The organism is Massilia sp. HP4, assembly GCF_005222695.1.
Taxonomy (GTDB): Bacteria; Pseudomonadota; Gammaproteobacteria; order Burkholderiales; family Burkholderiaceae_D; genus Telluria.
In genome coordinates this window covers 192,809-211,864 of record NZ_STGG01000012.1, presented here as the reverse complement: position 1 = coordinate 211,864, position 19,056 = coordinate 192,809, and the positions used below count along the sequence as shown (strand labels likewise).

The window sequence follows — 19,056 nt, the reverse complement described above, 5'->3', positions numbered from 1 at the left end:
GGCCGCCATGACTTTTTCCCAATTCATCTTCCTGCTGGTCGTGTTCGGCGTCGTCTGCCTGCTGGCCTGGGTCGCGCTGGTCCTGTTCGCGCCGCTGGCCCTGCGCGAGCGGCTGCGCCGCTTCCTCGGCCAGCGCGACGGACAAGAGCCCGGCGTGCGCTGGATCGAGCGCGTCGCCAGCGTCGCCCGGCCCCTCACCAGGCTGTCGATTCCCGACGAAGGCTGGGAAAAATCGACGCTGCGCACCCGCTTCATGAACGCCGGCTGGCGCCATCCGTCGGCGCCGACCCTGTACTTCGCTTCCAAGACCGCGCTGGCGCTGCTGGCGCCGGCCCTGTGCGCGCCGTTCCTGGTGCTGTACGGCCACGGCCTGGATGGCGGCAAGGTGCTGGGCATCCTGCTGCTGGCCGCCGCCTTCGGCTATTACGCGCCGAACGCGGTGCTCGAGCGGCTGGTCAAGCGGCGCCGGCGCGAGATCTTCGAGACGATTCCCGATGCGCTCGACCTCTTGACCGTGTGCGTCGAGGCCGGCCTGAGCCTGGAGCGGGCGCTGGTCAAGGTGGCCGCCGAGATCCACATCAAGAGCGTGGTGCTGGCGCAGGAACTGCAGCTGGTGCTGATGGAAATGCGCGCCGGCTTCAGCAAGGAGAAGGCGCTGCGCAATTTCGCGCTGCGCTCGGGCGTGGACGACGTCGACACCCTGGTCGCGATGCTGATCCAGTCCGAGCGTTTCGGCACCAGCGTCGGCGACTCGCTGCGCGTGCATGCCGAGAACCTGCGCCACAAGCGGCGCATGGTGGCCGAGGAGACCGCGGCCAAGATCGGCCTCAAGCTGCTGTTCCCGCTGATCTTCTGCATCTTCCCGACCTTGCTGATGGTCTTGCTCGGCCCGGCCGCGATCCAGATCTCGCGCACCCTGGGCGCCTTGCCCATCGGGCGCTGAAAGGAGCTTTACCATGCGACGCACCCTCAGGTTGACCCGGCTGGCGCTGCTGTGCGCGGGCCTAGTGGCGTGTTCCCCGTTCGGCTGGCGCACCGCCCACGATACCGGCGCCCAGGCCGAACAAACCTATCTTGCTGGCCGCACGCAACACCTGGCCCATCAGCCGGATGCGGCGCGCGCCGCCTACGAGGCAGTGCTGCGGCTCGCCCCCGGCCATCCTGGCGCCCGCAACGGGATGGCGACCCTGCACGCCACCGCCGGGGAATTGACGCCGGCGATCGCCATCTGGCGCGACCTGGCCGCCGGCATCGGGCTGGACGCGGGGCCGGGCAAGGCCTACCTGCTGGGCAACCTGGGCCAGGCCCTGCTGCTCAATGGCGAGCATGACGAAGCACGGGCGGTGCTGGAGGGCGCTTGCCTGCTCGACCCGCTCAATCCGCGTTCATGGCAGCTGCTGGGCGACGCCCTGGCTGCCCTGGGACAGGAAGAACGCGCGCGCCAGATGCAGCGCCAGGCGGCGACCCTGCGCGGCCACGACCTGCGCGCCGATTTCGCCGCCGTGACCGGCGGCCGCACCGGGGTTGCGAGGCTCGACCAGGCCCTGGCGACGCCGACGCCGCAGGCCCAACCCGACTGGGCCCAGGCCTGGATCGTCGTTGGCGGGGAGGGCATGATGGAATTGCGGCGCACGCCGTCCATGCAGGAAGCACAGGCAGCGCAGCCGCAGCCGCAGCCGCAGCCGCAGCCGCAGCCGGGAATGCCCGAGATCGTGCGCCTCGAGATCCGCAACGGCAATGGCGTGACCGGCATGGCGCGCGCGCTGGCGCAGCGGATCGATGAACCCGGCGTGCGGGTGACGCGCCTGTCGAACGAGCCGGGCTTCGCGGTGCGCCACACCCGCATCGAATACGAGGCGGCTTATCTCGACGCCGCGCGCAGGCTGGCGCAGCGCCTGGGCAGCGCCCACTTGCAGGAAGTCGGCGCGCGCGCTCCGGCCAACCTGCGCCTGGTGCTGGGCCGCGACCTGGCGCGCCACGGCACTGCGCTGCGCCTGCAGCCGGCCGCGGGCCGGCCGCAACAGCTGGCTTACCGGTAGCGTTCCAGCCACCAGCCGTATTGCGGCGGCAGGATGGCGAAGGGATTCTCCACGCCCAGCTCCTTGGCGGCGCGGAAGGCGTAGTGCGGATCGGCCAGGTGTTCGCGGCCGACCATCACCAGGTCCACCTGCTCATCGAGCACCGCCTGGTTCGCCACCTGCGGATCGCCGATATACCACGACGATGCCACCGGCAGGCCGGCTTCGTTCCTGACGCGGCGGGCGATCGGCGCCAAAAAGCCCGGACCCCAGGGAATCTTGACGTCGGGGACGGTGAAGTTGACGCTTACGTTCAGCATGTCGAGGCCGGCGTCACGCATGCGGCGCGTCAGCTCGATCGATTCGGCCAGCGTCTCTTCGTCGCGGCCGTCGAATTCGATCACGCCCATGCGCGCGGTCAGCGGCAGGTGTTGCGGCCACACTTCGCGCACCGCGGCCAGGGTCTCGAGCAAAAAGCGTCCGCGGCCATCGAGGTCGCCGCCGTACTGGTCGTCGCGGCGGTTCGAATGCGGCGACAGGAAGGACTGGGCCAGGTAGCCGTGGGCGAAGTGCAGTTCGAGCCATTCGAAGCCGGCCGCCAGGGCGCGCCGCGCGGCGTCGACGAAGCCCTGGCGCACGCGCGCGATGTCGTCCAGGGTCATCGCGTGCGGCACTTTCGGCAGGTCGCCGCCGAAGGCCAGGGCCGATGGCGCGATGGTCTGCCAGCCGTCCGGCGCCTCGTTCGGGATATGCGCATTGCCGTCCCACGGACGGTTGGCGCTAGCCTTGCGGCCGGCGTGGCCGATCTGGATGCCTGCCACGGCGCCGGCGGCCTTGATCCCGGCCGCGATGGCGGCCATGCCGGCCACCTGTTCCTCGTTCCACAGGCCGGCGCAGCCCGGGGTGATGCGGCCTTCCGGCGTCACGGCCGTGGCTTCGACGATCACGAGGCCGGCGCCGCCGCGGGCGATCGAGGCGTAGTGGGCGCGGTGCCAGTCATTGGTGACGCCGTCGACGGCGCTGTACTGGCACATCGGCGGCACCGCGATGCGGTTGCGCAGGGTAAGGGATTTGAGGGTGAAGGGCGTGAATAATGCGGTCATTGGTGCTTTCCAGGTGATGCTTCGAACGGCGACGACAGTGGCGCACCGGGCGGCGTGGCCGCTCGGATGTCCATGGTCGCTGTGGGAAGAAGGTCGGGATGTTGTCGAATCGGTCCTGGCATGCACCCTGTATCAGGGTTGCGTGCCTGGCCGTATTCTCGCACCGATGCGGATTGTCTGCAGGCGGCGGCCAGAATCCTGGCCGCCGCCTGCCTTCCAGGCCGTCAGGGCGCGGCCTTGCGATACACGCGCACGTAATCGACCAGCATCTGGCGCGGGAACGGCGTGCTCGCATCCGGATAGCCCGGCCAGTAGCCGCCCACGGCCAGGTTGAGCAGCACAAAGAAGGGATGCTCGAACACCCACTCGCCCTTGACCGTCCCGGGTGTGGCGGTATGGTAGTGGATGCCGTCGCGATACCAGCGGATCTGCTTGGGCTCCCATTCGACGGCGAACACATGGAAGTCGTCGCCGTATTCCGCGCCATTGAGCGCGATCGGCTTGCTGAACGCATGCTCGCCCGAGTAGCCCGGCCCGTGCAGGGTGCCGTAGGCATTGGCCGGCTCCTTGCCGATGATTTCCATGATGTCGATCTCGCCGCTCTTGGGCCAGCCGACCTGGCCGATATTCGCGCCCAGCATCCAGAACGCCGGCCAGATGCCCTGGCCCTTCGGCACCTTGATGCGCGCCTCGTAGCGGCCGTACTGCGTCTCCTTGAGTCCGGCCGTCTTGAGTCGCGCCGAGGTGTAGTCCTTGCCTTCCCAGGCTTCCTTGCGCGCTTCGATCACCAAGTGGCCGCCTTCCACGCGCACGTTCTCGGGCCGGCCGGTATAGAACTGCATCTCGTTGTTGCCCCAGCCATGGCCGCCCGTCTCGGTGACCCACTTGCTGCGGTCCAGCGCCGCGCCGTCGAATTCGTCGCTCCAGTCGAGGGCCCAGCCGGGCAGGGTGGCGGAGGTGGTGGCGGCAGGCTGCGTGGCGCAGCCGGCACTGACGGCCAGCGCGAGCAGCGCAGCCAGTTTGCTCAGGGTTTTCATGCGTCTCCTTGTTGACTGCTATCGAGCCGTCATCGCGCCGCGGGCTTGCCTGCCGGCTGCTGCCTGACGTGCTTCATGATGTTGAGGAAGGTATCGGTCCAGTATTGCTCGCGATGCGCGGCGAGGAAGCGCAGCAGCTCTTCGTGCGCCTGTGACGACACGCTCAGGTGGTCGCCGCCGATGCCGTGGAAGGTGAAGGCAATCATGGTGCCGCGTTCGCCCGCCTGCTTGACCTGCGCGATCAGCTCCGCGCCGCTGGCGCCCACCGGCGCGTGCGAGGTCACCCGGAACGGATCGACCGCCGCCATCGACGCCGGTATGGCCGGTCCATTGCCGGCCTTGATTGCCACGAAGTGGGCGTGCAGCGGCGGCAGGTAGTCGCCGCCAACGGCCTTCACGTCGAAGCAGGGCGCGGTATAGGTGCGCTCGTGGCGGCCGTCGATCGCGGCCAGCATCGTATTGCCGAGCAGGACCTGGTCGCGCATCTGCTCGCGCGTGGTGGTGTCGAGATCGCGGTGCGGTTCGACCCAGTCGCGGCCAGGGCCCGCGCCGGAGCATTGGTGGAACAGGCTGTGGTTGCCCAGCTCGTGGCCATTCGCGGCCGCCGCGCGCCAGTCCTGCATGCGCGCCGCCACCGGAGGGCTGGACAGCTGCAGGTAGAAGGTGCCCTTGATGCCATGGCGGTCGAGGGCGGGAATGGCGTTGTCGAGCTGCGAATCGAGCGCGTCGTCATAGGCCAGGCTGACCGCCGCGCGCGCGCCGCCGGGCCAGGCGAAGGCGGTATCGGCGAGCTGCGCCGCCGCCTGCGCGGGCCCCGTCATGACGAAGGCAGCGCTGGCCGCGAGCATGCCGGCGCGAAGGGTGACGCGACTCGCGAGGCGGGCAAGAAAATGGTGCATCGATGCTCCAATTTGGAAACGTTACCATTGCGACAAGCCGACTATAGCACTGCCAAAAAACCAGTGTCAACGAGGGAAACGACAGCAGGCCTGACAAGCTGATCACCATACCTCGCTCTGGTGTTGCACCAAAGTGTTGCAAAACTACGTCACATACCCGGAGGGCACGATGGATATTCCGTTGACAATTTTTTTTCCTAACCCTAATATTCAGACAAATACATGGAAACGTTTCCATGTTTCGAACGAGTCAGCTTCGATCCCCGCATGGCACTGTGATCCCAGGAGCCGAGGACAAATGAACCAGCGCGACGCGCACCAGGCAATCCATGCAGCGAGGCCGCCGGCACAACCGGCCGGCTTCGCTGCGTCGCTTGGCGCGGCGCCGCGCACATGCCCAGTCGGGAGGTGACAGGGCAAGGGTGAGTAGCAACGAGTAGCAACGGAAGTGCGGCGCAGGCGACGACGCGTCCGGTTGGCGGAGACACCGTGGCTAGGCGACGGTCATATTTATAAAAAGACAGGAGAAGACATGTACTACCCAAAGGCTAAACAGACCTTGATCAGCCTGGCAGTTGCCAGCGCCTGCTCGGCATTCATTCCGGCATTCGCGCAGGAACAGGCGACCCCGCCGGCCGACACCGCGACCAGCGCACCCACCCAGGCAACCGACGCCGCCAGCAACCCGACCGGCTCGATCACCGGCCCGGCACAGCCGGCTGCCCAGACCGTGGTCGTGACCGGCATTCGCGCCAGTCTCGAATCGTCGATGAACCTCAAGCGCAATGCGCAGGGTTTTGTCGACGGCATCGTCGCCGAAGACATCGGCAAATTCCCCGACACCAACCTGGCCGAATCGCTGCAGCGTATCTCGGGCGTGTCGATCGACCGCGAAATCGGCGAAGGCTCGAAGATCACCGTGCGCGGCGTGGGCCCCGACTTCAACCTGGTGCTGCTCAACGGCCGCCAGATGCCAGTCTCGAACCTGGGCGACCGCAACGGCCGCGCCTTCGACTTCGCCAACATCGCCTCGGAAGCGATCTCGCAGCTGCAGGTCTACAAATCGAGCCGCGCCGAGACCCCGACCGGCGGCGTCGGCGCAACCATCAACGTGATCACCGCGCGTCCGCTGTCGCGTCCCGGCATGCAAGCCAGCATCGGCATCAAGGGCGTGCATGACACCTCGGCCACCAACCTGCCGGACGGACTGCAGAGCGGCGACAAGGTCACCCCTGAAGTCTCGGGCATCTACTCGAACACCTCGGCCGACGGCCGCTTCGGCATCGGCATCTCGGCCAGCTACCAGGAACGCAACCTGGGCTACAACCGCGCCTCGGTGCCGAACGGCTGGAAAGGCCCGTTCCGCGGTAGCGACACCCAGTGGGGCACGATCCCGCAACCGGATGCGTCCGGCGCGACCCCCGGCATCATCAACCGTCCGGGTCCGAACGACCTGTACCAGGTGCCGCAAAACCTGAACTACAACCTCTCCGGCGTGCAGCGCGAGCGCACCAACGGCCAGGTGGTGTTCCAGTTCGCCCCGACCAAGGACCTGACCACCACCCTCGACTACACCTACTCGGAAAACCGGATCCACACCCGCCGCAACGACATGTCGGCATGGTTCAACTTCGGCCCGTCGTCGAGCAGCTGGACCGATGGCCCGTTCGCATCGCCGCTGACCTACACCGAGATCATCCCGCTCGGCGCCAACGACATCGCCATGGGCGCCTCGGACTTCGCCACCAAGAGCGAGAACAAGTCGCTGGGCTTCAACGCCGCATGGCGCGTGAACTCGGCCCTGCGCCTCGAGCTCGACGCCCACAGCTCGTCGGCCGAATCGACCCCGGACAGCCCATGGGGTTCGAGCAACGTGATCGGCACCGCCAGCTTCAGCCGCGGCAACACCACCGCCGACTTCTCGCAGGACTTCCCGGTCCTGTCCATCGAAGGCGCGGACTTCTTGCGCTCGCCGCAGCAGGTCACCGGTTCGGTGTTCGAGAACGGCTACATGAAGACCGAAGTCGACCAGGTGCAGACCCACGGCAGCTGGAAGGTGCTGGAAGCGTCCGAATTCAAGTTCGGCGTCGGCGCCACCAAGGTGAAATACCGCTCGGCCTTCTCGGTCCAGCAGCGCGACACCTGGGGCGGCGCGACCCCGGACTTCAATTACCCGGCCAGCCTGTTCACCCCGGACAGCCTCTCGAAGTACTTCGATCAGATCGACGGCAGCGGCAACCCGAACCTGTTCAACCGCTTCCACACCTTCAACTTCGGCCAGATCCGCGACATCGTGGCCCAGGCCTCGGGCCTGCCGCACCTGTACCTGCCGAAGACCACCTACGACACCGACCGCCGCACCGAAGAAAAGTCGAAGAGCCTGTACCTGCAGTTCAACACCGAGTGGGATACCCGCTGGCCGATCAACACCGCGCTCGGCGTGCGCTATGAAAAGACCGACGTCAGGTCGAGCGCGCTGGTGCAGGTGCCGACCGCGATCAGCTGGGTCTCGCAGAACGAGCTGCCGGTGGTGTTCGGCGACTCGGGCTTCACCACGCTGGACGGCAGCTACAACCACGTGCTGCCGAGCTTCGATGCCGACATCGCCTTCCGTCCCGACTTCAAGGGCCGCTTCAGCTATGGCGAGACCATCGGCCGTCCACGCTACGACCAGATCGCCGGCGGCCAGGTGCTCGACACGCTGGCGCGCGTCGAAGGCGGCACCGGCTCGCAGGGCAACCCGGCGCTGGAGCCGGTCAAGTCGAAGAACATCGACCTGGCGCTCGAGTGGTACTACGGCCGCCAGAGCTTCGTCTCGATCAACCACTTCCGCAAGCATCTGGACAACTACGCCGGCCAGTCGCAGATCATCGCCCAGCCGTTCGGCGTGCGCACCCCGGTGGGCGGCGCCTACTGGAACGCGGCGCTGGCCAACGGCTGCGTGGTGGCCGACACCACCTGCATCCGCAACTACATCTTCCGCAACTTCAACGGCCAGGAAGGCGTGGTGCGCGGACCTGACAACGCGACCGGCGACGCCACCGGCACCATCACGGCAATCGGCAGCGATCCGATCGCGGACTTCCGCATCACCTCGTACTCGAACCAGAAGAAGGCGCGTATCCGCGGCCTGGAATTCAATGTCCAGCACATGTTCGGCAACAGCGGCTTCGGCATCCAGGCCAACTACACCTACGTCAATTCGGGCCTGAAGTACGACAACAACAGCTTCGGCGAGCAGTTCGCGCTGGTCGGCCTGGGCGACTCGGCCAACCTGGTGGGCATCTTCGAGAACGACAAGTGGAATGTGCGCGCGGCCTACAACTGGCGTGACGAGTTCCTGTCGTCGACCTTCGACGGCCAGGGCCCGAACCCGAACTACGTCGAAAAATACGGCCAGCTGGACCTGAGCGTGGGCTACAACGTCAACCAGAACCTGAGCCTGTCGTTCGAGGGCATCAACCTGACCGACGAAATCCAGCGTACCCACGGCCGCACCAAGAACCAGGTGCTGTTCGCGACGCAGTCGGGCCCACGCTATATGGTGGCCGCACGTTACAAGTTCTGATCGGGGCTTTGCCTGTGCCGCCGTTCGGGAGTAGACTTCCCGGATGACGGTATTGACGGCGGGTCGGCAACAGCCGGCCCGCCGTTGTCGTTTCACTGACACCCATTACAAAGACAACGAGACATCCATGCCCAACATCGCCCTGCTGAACAATATCGAGCACAAGGACCTGCGCATCATCCCCGGCCACCGCCCTGGCCTGGGCAGCGAAGTCGCCTGGGTGCCTACCTTCGCCGACGAATTCCGCTCGCTGCAGGCCCATTATCCGATCATCTTCCGCCAGCTGGACGACGGCGCCAATTACGAGGCGATCGCGCTGCTCGGCTTCCAGCAAGACGAGAACCTGTTCCTCGAAGATGGCCGCTGGGACGCGCCGCTGGTGCCGTGGCTGCACGAGCGCCTGCCGTTCTACATCGGCCGCAACGGCGACGAACTGATGATTCAGGTCGACCTGGATCACCCGCGCATCAGCACGACCGAGGGCGAACCTGTGTTCAAGCCGCATGGCGGCAATACCGAATTGCTCGACAAGATGAGCCAGACGCTGTCGAACATCCACAACGGCGTGCAGGCCAACGCGGGCTTTCTCGAGGCCCTCAAGCGCCACGAGCTGCTCGATTCCTTCGTGCTCGACATCGAGTTCGACAACGGCGAGAAAGCCCGCGTGGGCGGCTTCTTCACCATCCATGAAGAACGCCTGGGCGCGCTCGATGGTCGCGCCATCGCCGAACTGCATGCGGCCGGCTACCTTGCGCCGATGTATTTCGCGCTGGCCTCGCTGTCGCACTTGCGCGACCTGATCGACCGCAAGAACCGCAGGAACAGCCGTGAAGCCGCCGGCCGCTAAGGCCATGCGCGAGGTCGCCGGGCTGCGTCCCGCCGACCTCGGCCCCGACATCCTCGCTTCCACCGAGCCGCTGCTGCTGCGCGGCCTGGTGGCCGACTGGCCGATGGTGGCCGCCGCCCGCACGTCGCCGCAGGCCGCCATCGCCTACTTGCGCCGCTGGTACGTCGACGCCACCGTCAACGCCATGCTCGGCGCGCCCGATATCGGCGGCCGCTTCTTTTATAACGAGGCGATGGACGGCTTCAATTTCCAGCCCATGCGGGTGCGGCTCGACGCCGTGCTGGGTGAGCTGGAACAGCACCTGGCCACGCCAAACCCGCCGGCCATCTATGTCGGCTCGACCACGATCGACGGCGCGCTGCCGGGCTTTCGCGCCGAGAACGACGTCGACCTGGGCCCGCGCGACCCGCTGGCCAGCATCTGGATCGGCAACCGCACCCGCATTGCGGCCCATTACGACTTGCCGGACAACCTGGCCTGCATCGCCGCCGGCCGCCGCCGCTTTACGCTGTTCTCGCCCGGCCAGCAGCACAACCTGTATATCGGCCCGCTCGACCTGACGCCGGCCGGCCAGCCCATCAGCCTGGTGGATGTCGCCAATCCCGATCTCGCGCGTTTTCCACGCTTTGCCGAGGCGCTCGAACACGCCCAGGTGGCCGAGATGGCGCCCGGCGACGCGATCTTCATACCGAGCATGTGGTGGCACCACGTCGAGGCGCTGGACGGCTTGAATGTGCTGGTCAATTACTGGTGGCGCCAGTCGCCCGACTGGATGGACACGCCCAACAACGCCCTGATGCACGCCCTGATGACGGTGCGCGACCTGCCGCCCGCCCAGCGCGCGGCCTGGGCCGAGCTGTTCCGCCACTATGTGTTCGAGGCAGACGACAGCACCGCGGCGCATATCCCGCCCGCCGCGCGCGGCCTGCTGGCGCCGTTCGACGACAACGTCTCGCGCATGGTGCGGGCGCAGCTGCTAAAGCGCCTGAACCGATAATGAAAAAAGCCCGCAGCATGCTGCGGGCTTTTTTTTTGGCGGCGACGTCGATTACTCGGCCGCGACCTTCTCTTTGTGCAGGTTGGCGTACTTCACGCCGTAGTACATGATGAACAGGTAGCAGGCCGCCGGCACCAGGAACGAGATCTGCAGGCCAATGGTGTCGGCCAGGATGCCCTGCACGAACGGCACCACGGCGCCGCCGACGATGGCCATGCACAGGATGCCCGAACCCTGGCCGGTGAACTTGCCCAGGCCGTGCAGCGCCATGCTGAAGATGGTCGGGAACATGATCGAGTTGCACAGGCCCACGGCCACGATCGCCCACATCGCCAGGCTGCCTTCGGTGAAGGTCGCGACCAGCACCAGCGTGATCGAGCCGAGCGCGGTCACGGCCAGCGATTTACCCGGGCTCACGTAACGCATCACGGCAAAGCCGATGAAGCGGCCGACCAGGGCGCCGCCCCAGTACATGCTGACGTAGCGCGCGGCGTCGGCGTGCGACAGGCCGGCGATATGCGGCTCGCCGATGAAGTTGATCAGGAAGCTGCCGATGCTCACCTCGGCGCCGACGTACAGGAAGATGCCCAGCGCGCCCAGCACCAGGTGGCGGTACGACATCGCGCCGCCCTTGGCGTCGACCGCCGCGGTGGTGTCTTCGAAGGCGATCTTCGGCAGGCGCGCCATCGCGAACAGCACCGCCAGCAGCGCCAGCGCGGCGGCCAGGCCCAGGTAGGGGCCCTGCACGGCGGCGGCTTCGGCGGCCTTGTGCGCGGCCTGCTCGGCCGCCGGCAGCAGCGCCAGCTGGTCGGCCGAGAGGACCACGGTCGACAGGATCAATATGCCGCCCAGCGCCGGCGCCACCGTGGTGCCGAGCGAGTTGAAGGCCTGGGTCAGGGTCAGGCGGCTGGCAGCGGTGCGCGCCGGGCCCAGCGCGGTGACGTAGGGATTGGCCGCCACCTGCAGGATGGTGATGCCGCTGGCCAGCACGAACAGGGCGAACAGGAACATGCCGTAGCCGCCGTTCGAGGCCGGGTAGAACAGGGCGCAGCCGGCGGCCGCGATCAACAGGCCCGTGACGGCGCCGTTCTGGTAGCCCAGGCGGCGAATCAGCGCGCCGGCCGGCAGCGAGACGATGAAATAGGCGCCGAAGAAGCAGAACTGCACCAGCATCGCCTGCATATAGGTGAGCGTGTAGATCGACTTCAGGTGCGGGATCAGGACGTCGTTGAGCGACGTGATCAGGCCCCACATGAAGAACAGGATGGTGACGATGACCAGCGCACCGGTGTGCTGGTTGTGTTCCCCTTCCACGGCAGCGCTGGCCACGGTCGGGTTCTGGGATGGGTTCTGCATGAAGTCTCCGTTGTTATTGCAGAGTTGCGACGCGATCCGACAGCATAGCCGAAACCCCACGCAATGCGGGATATTGTTCGGTGATCAACCAGGTCGGAATGCGCGCCAGGTAGGCGCCCAAACGGCCCTTGTCCTCGAAGCGCGCGCGGAAGGCCGACTGTTCGAACAGGGGTCCGAGGCGCGGCACGATGCCGCCGCCGATATACATGCCGCCGGTCGCGCCCAGGGTCAGCGCGACGTTGCCGGCCACGCTGCCCAGGATGGCGCAGAACACCTCGACCGAGCCGCGGCAATCGCTCGATGAACCATCGAGCGCCGCGCTGCTGATGTCGGCGGCCTTGAGGCGCTTGCCGCTACGGGCCCAGTGGATCAGTTCCAGGCCCATGCCCGACAGCAGGCGCTCGGCCGAGACATGGCCGTATTCTCCCCACAGCGCTTCCAGGATCGCCACTTCGTCGCGGGTCACTGGTGCGAAGCTGACGTGGCCTCCCTCGCCCGACAATGGAATCCAGCGCTCACCGGCCGGCACCACGCCCGAGACACCGAGGCCGGTGCCGGGGCCGATCAGGCCGATCGTCCGGTTCGGCAGAGCGACGCCGCCGCCGACCTGCTGGCGCTGGCTGGCGGCCAGGTGCGGCAGCGACATCGCCAGCGCGGCGAAGTCGTTCACCATCAAGAGGGTGGTCAAGCCCAGTTCACGGCGCAAGGCCTCGATCGAGAACTGCCAATGGTGGTTGGTCATCCTGATCTCATCGCCCTCGACCGGATTGGCGATCGCGATCGCCGCATGGCGGACGGTGTCGACCGCCAGCCCACGCCCGCGGGCGTTCGCCAGATAGGCGCGCATCGCCTCGCCCAGGGTAGGGTAGGCGCTGGCCGCCAGCACCTCGATGTCGTCGAATCCCGCGCGGGAATCCGACTGGAGGGCGAAGCGCGCGTTGGTGCCGCCGACGTCCGCCAGCAGCCGCAGCTCCCGTGTCACTTCAGTTCTCCGCACTGCACGGAGCCGGCTTCCTTCGCCGCGCCGCCGGCGATCTCGATATTGGCAAAGGCCGCCGCGAAGGCCGCATCGCTGGTGACGGCGAACGGCGTGTCGACCTTGGCCAGGTCGACGCCCTTGGCAGTGAAGCACGACAGCGGAATCGCCACGGTGTTCTTGGCGCCGACGGCCAGGCGCTTGAACAGGGCGGTCGCATCGAGGTCGACGCTGGTGGCGCCCTGGCGCATCGACAGCGTCACCTTGCCGGCCGGGGCCTTGGCGACGATGGTGTCGAAGCGCAGCGCGCCATCCTTGACCGCCGCCGCCGGCAGCACGATGGCGCGCGCGCCGCGTGCTTCCAGGGTCGCCGGGCCGGTCCAGTCGCCACGCTTGGCATCCTGCTGGGTGTTGACCTGGGCGGTGGTGACGGTGATGCCCGGCAGCTTGAAACTGGCGTTCAGGTCGGCGCCGAGCACGGTGGTTTGCTGGCCGCTGCGGATCGCCAGCGGATAGCTGGTGCGGTCGGCCTGGCTGAACACCGGGAAGGTATTGCCGGCGCTGCAGCCGCCTTGCGGGATGGTTTCATCGAGCTTGCCCAGCTTGGAGCGCGTGCCCGCCTTCAAGCCGTAGCCATAGGCGAACAGCGGCGCATAATCCTTGTCGCCCACGTTCAGCTTGACCTGGCAGGCCGACTTCGGCCACGAGAACGGCAGCACGCCGCGGAAGTCATGGCGTTGCTGGCCTTCGACCAGCAGGTCCGACACGCCCTTGCCCTCGGAACCCGGCAGCCAGGCCGAGATGAAGGTGTCCGACAGGTTGAGCAGGTCGTTGGCATACACCGGACGGCCGGTGACCATCACGGTGACCACGGGTTTACCCTTGCCGCCGACGGCCTTGAGCACGGCCAGGTCTTCCGGATAGCGGCTGCTGTGGCGCAGCGTGCCCGATGGGTGGATGTCGCCGTCGCCTTCGGCATACGGACGCTCGCCGATCACGGCCACCACGACGTCGAACTTCGCCACGTCGACGCCTTTCGCGTCCAGGCTGAAGGTCACATTGTCCTTGCCTGCTGCCTCGCGGATGCCAGCCAGGATGGTGTCGGCATTCTTGAAATCGGCATTGGTGGTGGCGGTGCCCTGCCAGGTGATCGACCAGCCGCCGCTCTGGTTCGACAGCTCGTCGGCGCTCTTGCCGACCACCAGGATCTTCTGGCCGCGTTTCAGGGGCAGGGCCGGGCCCTCGTTCTTGAGCAGCACCAGCGATTCGCGCACCGCCTGGCGCGCCAGGGCGCGCGCCTGCATGGCGTCGTCCTTGCCGGCATGGGCGTTCTGCACCGGGCTCTTGTCGAACAGGCCGGCGCGCAGCTTGACGCGGATGATGCGGCTGACGGCATCGTCGATGCGCGACATCGGGATCTCGCCTGCTTCGACCTGCTTGATGGTGTTGGCGATGAAGGCCTTCCAGTCGTCCGGCACCATGATCATGTCGTTGCCGGCGTTGATCGCCTGGGCGCAGCTGTCGTTGCGGCAGCCTTTCACTTCGCCGATGCCGTTCCAGTCGGTGACGACGAAGCCGTCGAAGCCCATCTTGACCTTGAGGATGTCGGTCAGCGCGTACTTGCTGCCATGGAGCTTGCCATGTTCGGTACCGCTCGCGGTATCGGTCCAGCTGTTAAACGAGGACATCACGGTCTGGGCGCCCGCCTCCAGGGCCGGGAAGTAGCCGGCGCCGTGGATATTGATCAGGTCTGCTTGCGAGGCCTCGGTCACGCCGCGGTCCTTGCCGTTCCTGGTGCCACCGTCGCCGATGAAATGCTTGGCGGTGGCGATGGTGTTGGCGTCGTCCTTGAACACGCCCTGCATGCCCTTGACGTATTCGCCGGCGTAGCTGCGCACGACTTCCGGATGCTCGGCATAGCTTTCGTAGGTGCGGCCCCAGCGGTCGTCGCGCACCACGGCCAGGGTCGGGCCGAACACCCAGGCGATGCCGGTCGCGCGCACTGCCCTGGCGGTGGCGGCGCCGATCTCGCGCATCAGCTGCGGATTGCGCGCCGCGCCCAGGCCGATATTGTGCGGGAACAGCGTGGCGCCCGGCACGTTGTTGTGGCCATGGACCGCGTCCGTGCCCCACACCACCGGTACCTTGATCGCCATGTCGGTCTTCATCGAGGCCTCGTGGTAGGCCTGGGCTAGCGCCAGCCATTCTTTCGCATCGGCCGCCTTGTTATTGTTCGGCCAGCTGCCGCCGCCATTGAGCACCGAGCCGAGGTAGTACTTCGTCACATCCTCGGGTTTGGTGGTCTTGATCTCGGGCTGGGTCATCTGGCCGACCTTCTGGGCCAGCGTCATCTTGCTCACGATTTCCCTGACCCGCTTCTCGATCGCTTCGTCCTTCTTGATGGCGCTGGTCACGCGCGGCCAGTCGGCCAGTTTGGTGTCGACCGGCGCGGCGGCGCCGCAGAGCGCTGGCATGGCCAGGGCGATGGAAAGGGCCAGCGTGGAAGGACGAAGCTTGATGATCATGGGTTGTCTCGCTTTATTGTTCGTTGAAGTCGTTGAAGTAAGGGCTCATTCCTGGCGCAGGAAGGAACCGTACCATTTCCCGCTGTTCTTCAGGCGGCGCTGCTGTGTGGCGTAGTCGATGTGCACCAGGCCGAAGCGGCGCTGGTAGCCTTCGGCCCACTCGAAGTTGTCGAGCAGGCTCCAGGCGAAATAACCCTTGATCGGGGCGCCCTGGGCGATCGCCTCCTTCATGGCCGCCAGGTGGCGTTCGAGATAGTTGCGGCGCTGTTCGTCGTCGATCTCGCCGTCCGGGCCCACCACGTCCTCGAAGGCCGAGCCGTTCTCGGTGACGTACATCGGGCCCGGGTGGTAGTCGTTCTCGATGCGGGTGAGGAGCTCGGTGAAGCCTTCCGGCGACACCGGCCAGCCCATCGCGGTGATCTCGCCGCTGGTGGTCGGCAGCACTTTCGCGTCGAGCGGCGCGTGGCCGGCTTCGTGCTTGATCACCTCGGGGAAGTAGTAGTTCACGCCCATGAAGTCGGTCTTGACCGCGATCGCTTCCATGTCGCCAGGTTCGACGTCGGGCGCCGCGGCGCCGAACAGTTCGCGCGTGGCGGCCGGATAGCCGCGGCCGAACAGCGGGTCGAGGAACCAGCGGTAGCGCAGGCCGTCGTGGCGCTCCATCGCGGCCTTGTCTTCCAAGCTATCGCTGGCGGCGCGCAGCGGGTGCAGGCTGACCGCCAGGCCTACTTTCGCATCCGGCACGTTGGCGCGAATGAGCGGCACTGCCTTGCCGTGCGAGACCAGCACATTGTGTGCGACCTGCAGCGCGGCTTTCAGGTCGGTCTTGCCCGGCGCATGCCAGCCTTCGAAGTTGCCGATGATCGAGGTGCACCATGGCTCGTTGTGGGTGATCCAGTGCTTGACCCGGTCGCCCAGGGTGCGCGTCATGACGTCGGCATAATCGAGGAAGGCGTCGATGGTGGCGCGGTTTTCCCAGCCGCCTTCGTCCTGCAGCGCCTGCGGCAAGTCCCAGTGGTACAGCGTGGCCCATGGCTGCAGCCCGCGCTCGAGCATGCCGTCGACCAGGCGCGAGTAGAAGTCCAGCCCCTTCTGGTTCGGCTGGCCCTTGGCGCCGGTGTAGATGCGCGGCCAGGCGAACGAGAAGCGGTAGGCGTTCAGGCCCATGCCGCGCGCGATGTCGAAGTCTTCCGGCCAGCGGTGGTAATGGTCGCAGGCATTCATCCCATCCGAACCGTCGCGGATCGTGCCGGGCGTGGCGGCGAAGCGGTCCCAGATCGATTCCACGCGGCCGTCTTCACGGCCGGCGCCTTCGATCTGGTAGGACGAGGTGGCGCAGCCCCACAGGAAATCGCGGGCGAAATCGCTGCGCTGCGGCGCGTGAGGCTCGGGTCGGTTGGCAGTGGTCATGGTCTCGCTTCAGTTTATCCAGGTGTTCTAAGTTAAATATGGGGCAAGCTTACCAACACATTGGAAAGCTTTCCAGTCTGATGCCAAAAAAATGGCCGCGTGCGGCCCGCGGGAGCGCCGCATGCTGCCTCATTTCTTGTTACCGCCAGCCTTGGTGCTGCGCTTCGGCCTTGCGGGCTTGTCGCCGCCGATCCTGGCCAGCGAGGCGCGCAGGGTCACGCCGACCGGGAACTGGCGCGCCACCGGGCGCTTCAGGTCGTAGCAGCGATTGAGCAGGGCGTTGATGCCGTTCTGCGTCATCTCGCGCCACGGCATGTGCACCGAGGTCAGGCGCGGCGCCGAGAACTCGGCGCTCGGCGTGTCGTCGTAGCCGATCACCGACAGGTCGCGCGGCACGCTGATGCCGGCTTCCTGGAAATAGGACAGGGCGCCGACCGCCATCTCGTCGTTGGCGCAGAACAGGGCGGTGCACGGCGTCTTCGATTCGACCAGGGCCTTGGCCGCATGCCAGCCGCCCTGCGGCGAGAAGTCGCTCTCGACCAGCCATACCTTGTCGGTGTCGACGCCGGCATCCTTCAGTTCGTGCATGAAGCCATCGATACGTGCCACGTTGTCGACCAGCGCATTCGGGCCGGCGACCACCGCGATGTCGCGGTGGCCGTGGTCGAGCAGGGTGCGCGCCGCCAGGCGCCCGCCCTGCGCGTGGTCGACCGTGAAGCATTGTTCGGGGATGTCGCTGAAGGCGTGGTTGAGCGCGACGATCAGGCGCCGCTTGCCGCCCAGGGCCGCGATGTCTTCGTCGAGCAGGGCGCTGGTCATCATGATCAGGCCGTCGCAGCCGCGTTCGATCAGGAACTCGATGCCCTCGATCGCCTGGTTGCGGGCGTCGCCCAGGCCGACGCCGAAGGCGACCACCATGTGCAGGCCGGCCGCGCGCAGCTCGGTGTCGATGATCTGCAGGATCGGCGTATAGAAGGTGCCGGACAACACGGGGATGTAGACGCCGACCATGCGGCTGGTGCCGGACAGCAGGGCGCGCGCCGCGTGCGAGGGCCGGAAGCCCAGCTCGTCGATCGCCTTGCGCACGCGTTCGAGCGTGGCCGGCGATACCGAGCCCTTGCCGCTGACCACGCGCGAGGCGGTGCCGAGACCTACTCCAGCCAGCCGCGCTACGTCCTTGATTGTCGCCACCGCAGTCCCTATCCGATAAAGTCGTTAATCAAACCAACCGCCAAGCATACTGCATCCGCGTGCCGATGGCACCTCTTGCTCACAGCCGCTGCCCGTTTTTAGGGTCGAACAGCGAAACACGGGCGGCGTCGATCGCGAAGCGCACCGCCTGGCCGGACGCCAGCGGCCGCGCGTCGTGCACGATGCAAGATAGCGCCTGGCCGCTGCAGTCGAGCCACACCACCTGGTGATTCCCCATCGGTTCTACCAGGGTCACCGTCGCGTGCAAGGGGCCATTGTCATCGACGTGGATGTGTTCCGGGCGCGCGGCCAGGGTCACCGCGGCGGCAGCCTTGCCGCCCGCGAGGGACAGCGTGATCGCGCCGGCAGAAAAGCATCCCTGCGCATCGATGCTGCCCTCGACAAAATTCATCGAGGGCGAGCCGAGGAAGCCGGCCACGAAGCGGTTGGCAGGCAGGTCGTAGACCTCGGCCGGGGTGCCGATCTGCTGGATGCGCCCCGCCTGCATCACCACGATGCGGGTCGCGAGCGTCATCGCCTCGGCCTGGTCGTGGGTGACATAGACCATGGTCGATCCGAGCGTCTGGTGCAGCATCTTCAGTTCGCGGCGCAGTTCGGCGCGCAGCTTGGCGTCGAGGTTCGACAGCGGCTCGTCGAACAGGTAGACGCCGGCTTCGCGCACCAGCGCGCGGCCGATGGCGACCCGCTGGCGCTGGCCGCCCGAGAGCTGGGACGGCTTGCGCTCGAGCAGGGCGTCGAGCTGCAGCATCTCGGCCGTCTTGCGCACGCGGCGTGCTACTTCCGCCTTCGGCGTGCCGGCAATTTTGAGGCCGAACGACATGTTCTTCTCGACCGTCATGGTCGGATACAGCGCATACGACTGGAACACCATGCCGATTCCGCGCTCGCTCGGGTCGGCATGGCTCATGTCACGGCCGCCGATCTCGATCGCGCCGCCGGACAGGTCGATCAGGCCGGCGATGCTGTGCAACAGGGTCGACTTGCCGCAGCCCGAAGGGCCGAGCAGCACCAGGAATTCGCCCGGCTCGATCTGCAAATCGAGATCGCGGATGATTTCGTTGCTGCCGCGGGTGATGCACAGTTTGCGCAGGTGGACGTTGGACATGGA

14 protein-coding genes are annotated in these 19,056 nt (G+C 66.7%); 5 read left to right on the top strand and 9 right to left on the bottom strand.

Annotated elements, in window-relative coordinates; translation table 11 throughout:
* Positions 1-7: 7 nt before the first annotated feature.
* Both E8M83_RS06375 and E8M83_RS06370 read left to right on the top strand, forming a co-directional pair.
* Complete coding sequence (locus E8M83_RS06375) at positions 8-943, top strand: type II secretion system F family protein (RefSeq protein WP_137172525.1); 936 nt, start codon at positions 8-10, stop codon at positions 941-943.
* A 13-nt stretch (positions 944-956) separates the two neighbouring features.
* On the top strand, positions 957-2,039 hold the full coding sequence (locus E8M83_RS06370) for a LytR C-terminal domain-containing protein (RefSeq protein WP_137172524.1): 1,083 nt from the start codon (positions 957-959) through the stop codon (positions 2,037-2,039).
* Here the strand turns inward: E8M83_RS06370 and E8M83_RS06365 are convergent.
* From E8M83_RS06365 to E8M83_RS06355, 3 genes are all read right to left on the bottom strand, one after another.
* Positions 2,030-3,121 carry an NADH:flavin oxidoreductase/NADH oxidase gene (locus E8M83_RS06365; RefSeq protein WP_137172523.1) on the bottom strand — a complete coding sequence of 364 codons (1,092 nt, stop codon included), beginning with the start codon at positions 3,119-3,121 and terminating at the stop codon, positions 2,030-2,032. The genes E8M83_RS06370 and E8M83_RS06365 overlap by 10 nt on opposite strands.
* 224 nt (positions 3,122-3,345) lie before the next feature.
* Positions 3,346-4,158 (bottom strand): family 16 glycosylhydrolase, encoded by an 813-nt coding sequence (locus E8M83_RS06360; protein WP_137172522.1) that lies wholly within the window; start codon positions 4,156-4,158, stop codon positions 3,346-3,348.
* Positions 4,159-4,187: 29 nt separating this feature from the next.
* The gene (locus E8M83_RS06355; RefSeq protein ID WP_137172521.1) at positions 4,188-5,057 is read right to left on the bottom strand and encodes a polysaccharide deacetylase family protein; all 870 of its coding nucleotides are present in this window, start codon (positions 5,055-5,057) and stop codon (positions 4,188-4,190) included.
* 532 nt (positions 5,058-5,589) lie between these two features.
* Here E8M83_RS06355 and E8M83_RS06350 point away from each other — a divergent pair.
* From E8M83_RS06350 to E8M83_RS06340, 3 genes are all read left to right on the top strand, one after another.
* Positions 5,590-8,625, top strand: coding sequence for a TonB-dependent receptor (locus E8M83_RS06350; RefSeq protein WP_137172520.1), 3,036 nt, complete (start codon positions 5,590-5,592; stop codon positions 8,623-8,625).
* Between the two features lie 127 nt (positions 8,626-8,752).
* Entirely contained in the window at positions 8,753-9,472 is a 720-nt protein-coding gene (locus tag E8M83_RS06345) for a SapC family protein (RefSeq protein ID WP_137172519.1), read from the top strand.
* Complete coding sequence (locus tag E8M83_RS06340) at positions 9,453-10,469, top strand: cupin-like domain-containing protein (RefSeq protein WP_229491433.1); 1,017 nt, start codon at positions 9,453-9,455, stop codon at positions 10,467-10,469. Before E8M83_RS06345 ends, E8M83_RS06340 begins: the two co-directional genes overlap by 20 nt.
* 51 nt (positions 10,470-10,520) lie before the next feature.
* Here E8M83_RS06340 and E8M83_RS06335 read toward each other — a convergent pair whose 3' ends face one another.
* From E8M83_RS06335 to E8M83_RS06310, 6 genes are all read right to left on the bottom strand, one after another.
* Positions 10,521-11,825, bottom strand: a complete 1,305-nt coding sequence (locus E8M83_RS06335) for a sugar MFS transporter (RefSeq protein ID WP_137172518.1) — start codon at positions 11,823-11,825, stop codon at positions 10,521-10,523.
* Between the two features lie 13 nt (positions 11,826-11,838).
* Positions 11,839-12,807, bottom strand: coding sequence for a glucokinase (locus E8M83_RS06330; protein ID WP_137172517.1), 969 nt, complete (start codon positions 12,805-12,807; stop codon positions 11,839-11,841).
* Positions 12,804-15,326: a glycoside hydrolase family 3 protein gene (locus tag E8M83_RS06325; protein WP_137172516.1), complete on the bottom strand. Its 2,523-nt coding sequence runs from the start codon at positions 15,324-15,326 to the stop codon at positions 12,804-12,806. The genes E8M83_RS06330 and E8M83_RS06325 overlap by 4 nt, the downstream gene beginning before the upstream one ends.
* A gap of 45 nt (positions 15,327-15,371) precedes the next feature.
* Complete coding sequence (locus E8M83_RS06320; protein ID WP_137172515.1) at positions 15,372-16,736, bottom strand: GH1 family beta-glucosidase; 1,365 nt, start codon at positions 16,734-16,736, stop codon at positions 15,372-15,374.
* Between the two features lie 129 nt (positions 16,737-16,865).
* Positions 16,866-17,927, bottom strand: a complete 1,062-nt coding sequence (locus E8M83_RS06315; protein ID WP_137172514.1) for a LacI family DNA-binding transcriptional regulator — start codon at positions 17,925-17,927, stop codon at positions 16,866-16,868.
* Positions 17,928-18,006: 79 nt separating this feature from the next.
* Positions 18,007-19,053 carry an ABC transporter ATP-binding protein gene (locus E8M83_RS06310; RefSeq protein ID WP_137172513.1) on the bottom strand — a complete coding sequence of 349 codons (1,047 nt, stop codon included), beginning with the start codon at positions 19,051-19,053 and terminating at the stop codon, positions 18,007-18,009.
* Positions 19,054-19,056 lie beyond the last annotated feature (3 nt).

Coding starts and splice junctions, on each gene's coding strand:
- E8M83_RS06335 (WP_137172518.1), bottom strand. CDS start 11,825: ATGCAGAACCCATCCCAGAACCCGACCGTGGCCAGCGCTGCCGTGGAA.
- E8M83_RS06355 (WP_137172521.1), bottom strand. CDS start 5,057: ATGCACCATTTTCTTGCCCGCCTCGCGAGTCGCGTCACCCTTCGCGCC.
- E8M83_RS06375 (WP_137172525.1), top strand. CDS start 8: ATGACTTTTTCCCAATTCATCTTCCTGCTGGTCGTGTTCGGCGTCGTC.
- E8M83_RS06360 (WP_137172522.1), bottom strand. CDS start 4,158: ATGAAAACCCTGAGCAAACTGGCTGCGCTGCTCGCGCTGGCCGTCAGT.
- E8M83_RS06350 (WP_137172520.1), top strand. CDS start 5,590: ATGTACTACCCAAAGGCTAAACAGACCTTGATCAGCCTGGCAGTTGCC.
- E8M83_RS06345 (WP_137172519.1), top strand. CDS start 8,753: ATGCCCAACATCGCCCTGCTGAACAATATCGAGCACAAGGACCTGCGC.
- E8M83_RS06365 (WP_137172523.1), bottom strand. CDS start 3,121: ATGACCGCATTATTCACGCCCTTCACCCTCAAATCCCTTACCCTGCGC.
- E8M83_RS06370 (WP_137172524.1), top strand. CDS start 957: ATGCGACGCACCCTCAGGTTGACCCGGCTGGCGCTGCTGTGCGCGGGC.
- E8M83_RS06325 (WP_137172516.1), bottom strand. CDS start 15,326: ATGATCATCAAGCTTCGTCCTTCCACGCTGGCCCTTTCCATCGCCCTG.
- E8M83_RS06320 (WP_137172515.1), bottom strand. CDS start 16,736: ATGACCACTGCCAACCGACCCGAGCCTCACGCGCCGCAGCGCAGCGAT.
- E8M83_RS06310 (WP_137172513.1), bottom strand. CDS start 19,053: ATGTCCAACGTCCACCTGCGCAAACTGTGCATCACCCGCGGCAGCAAC.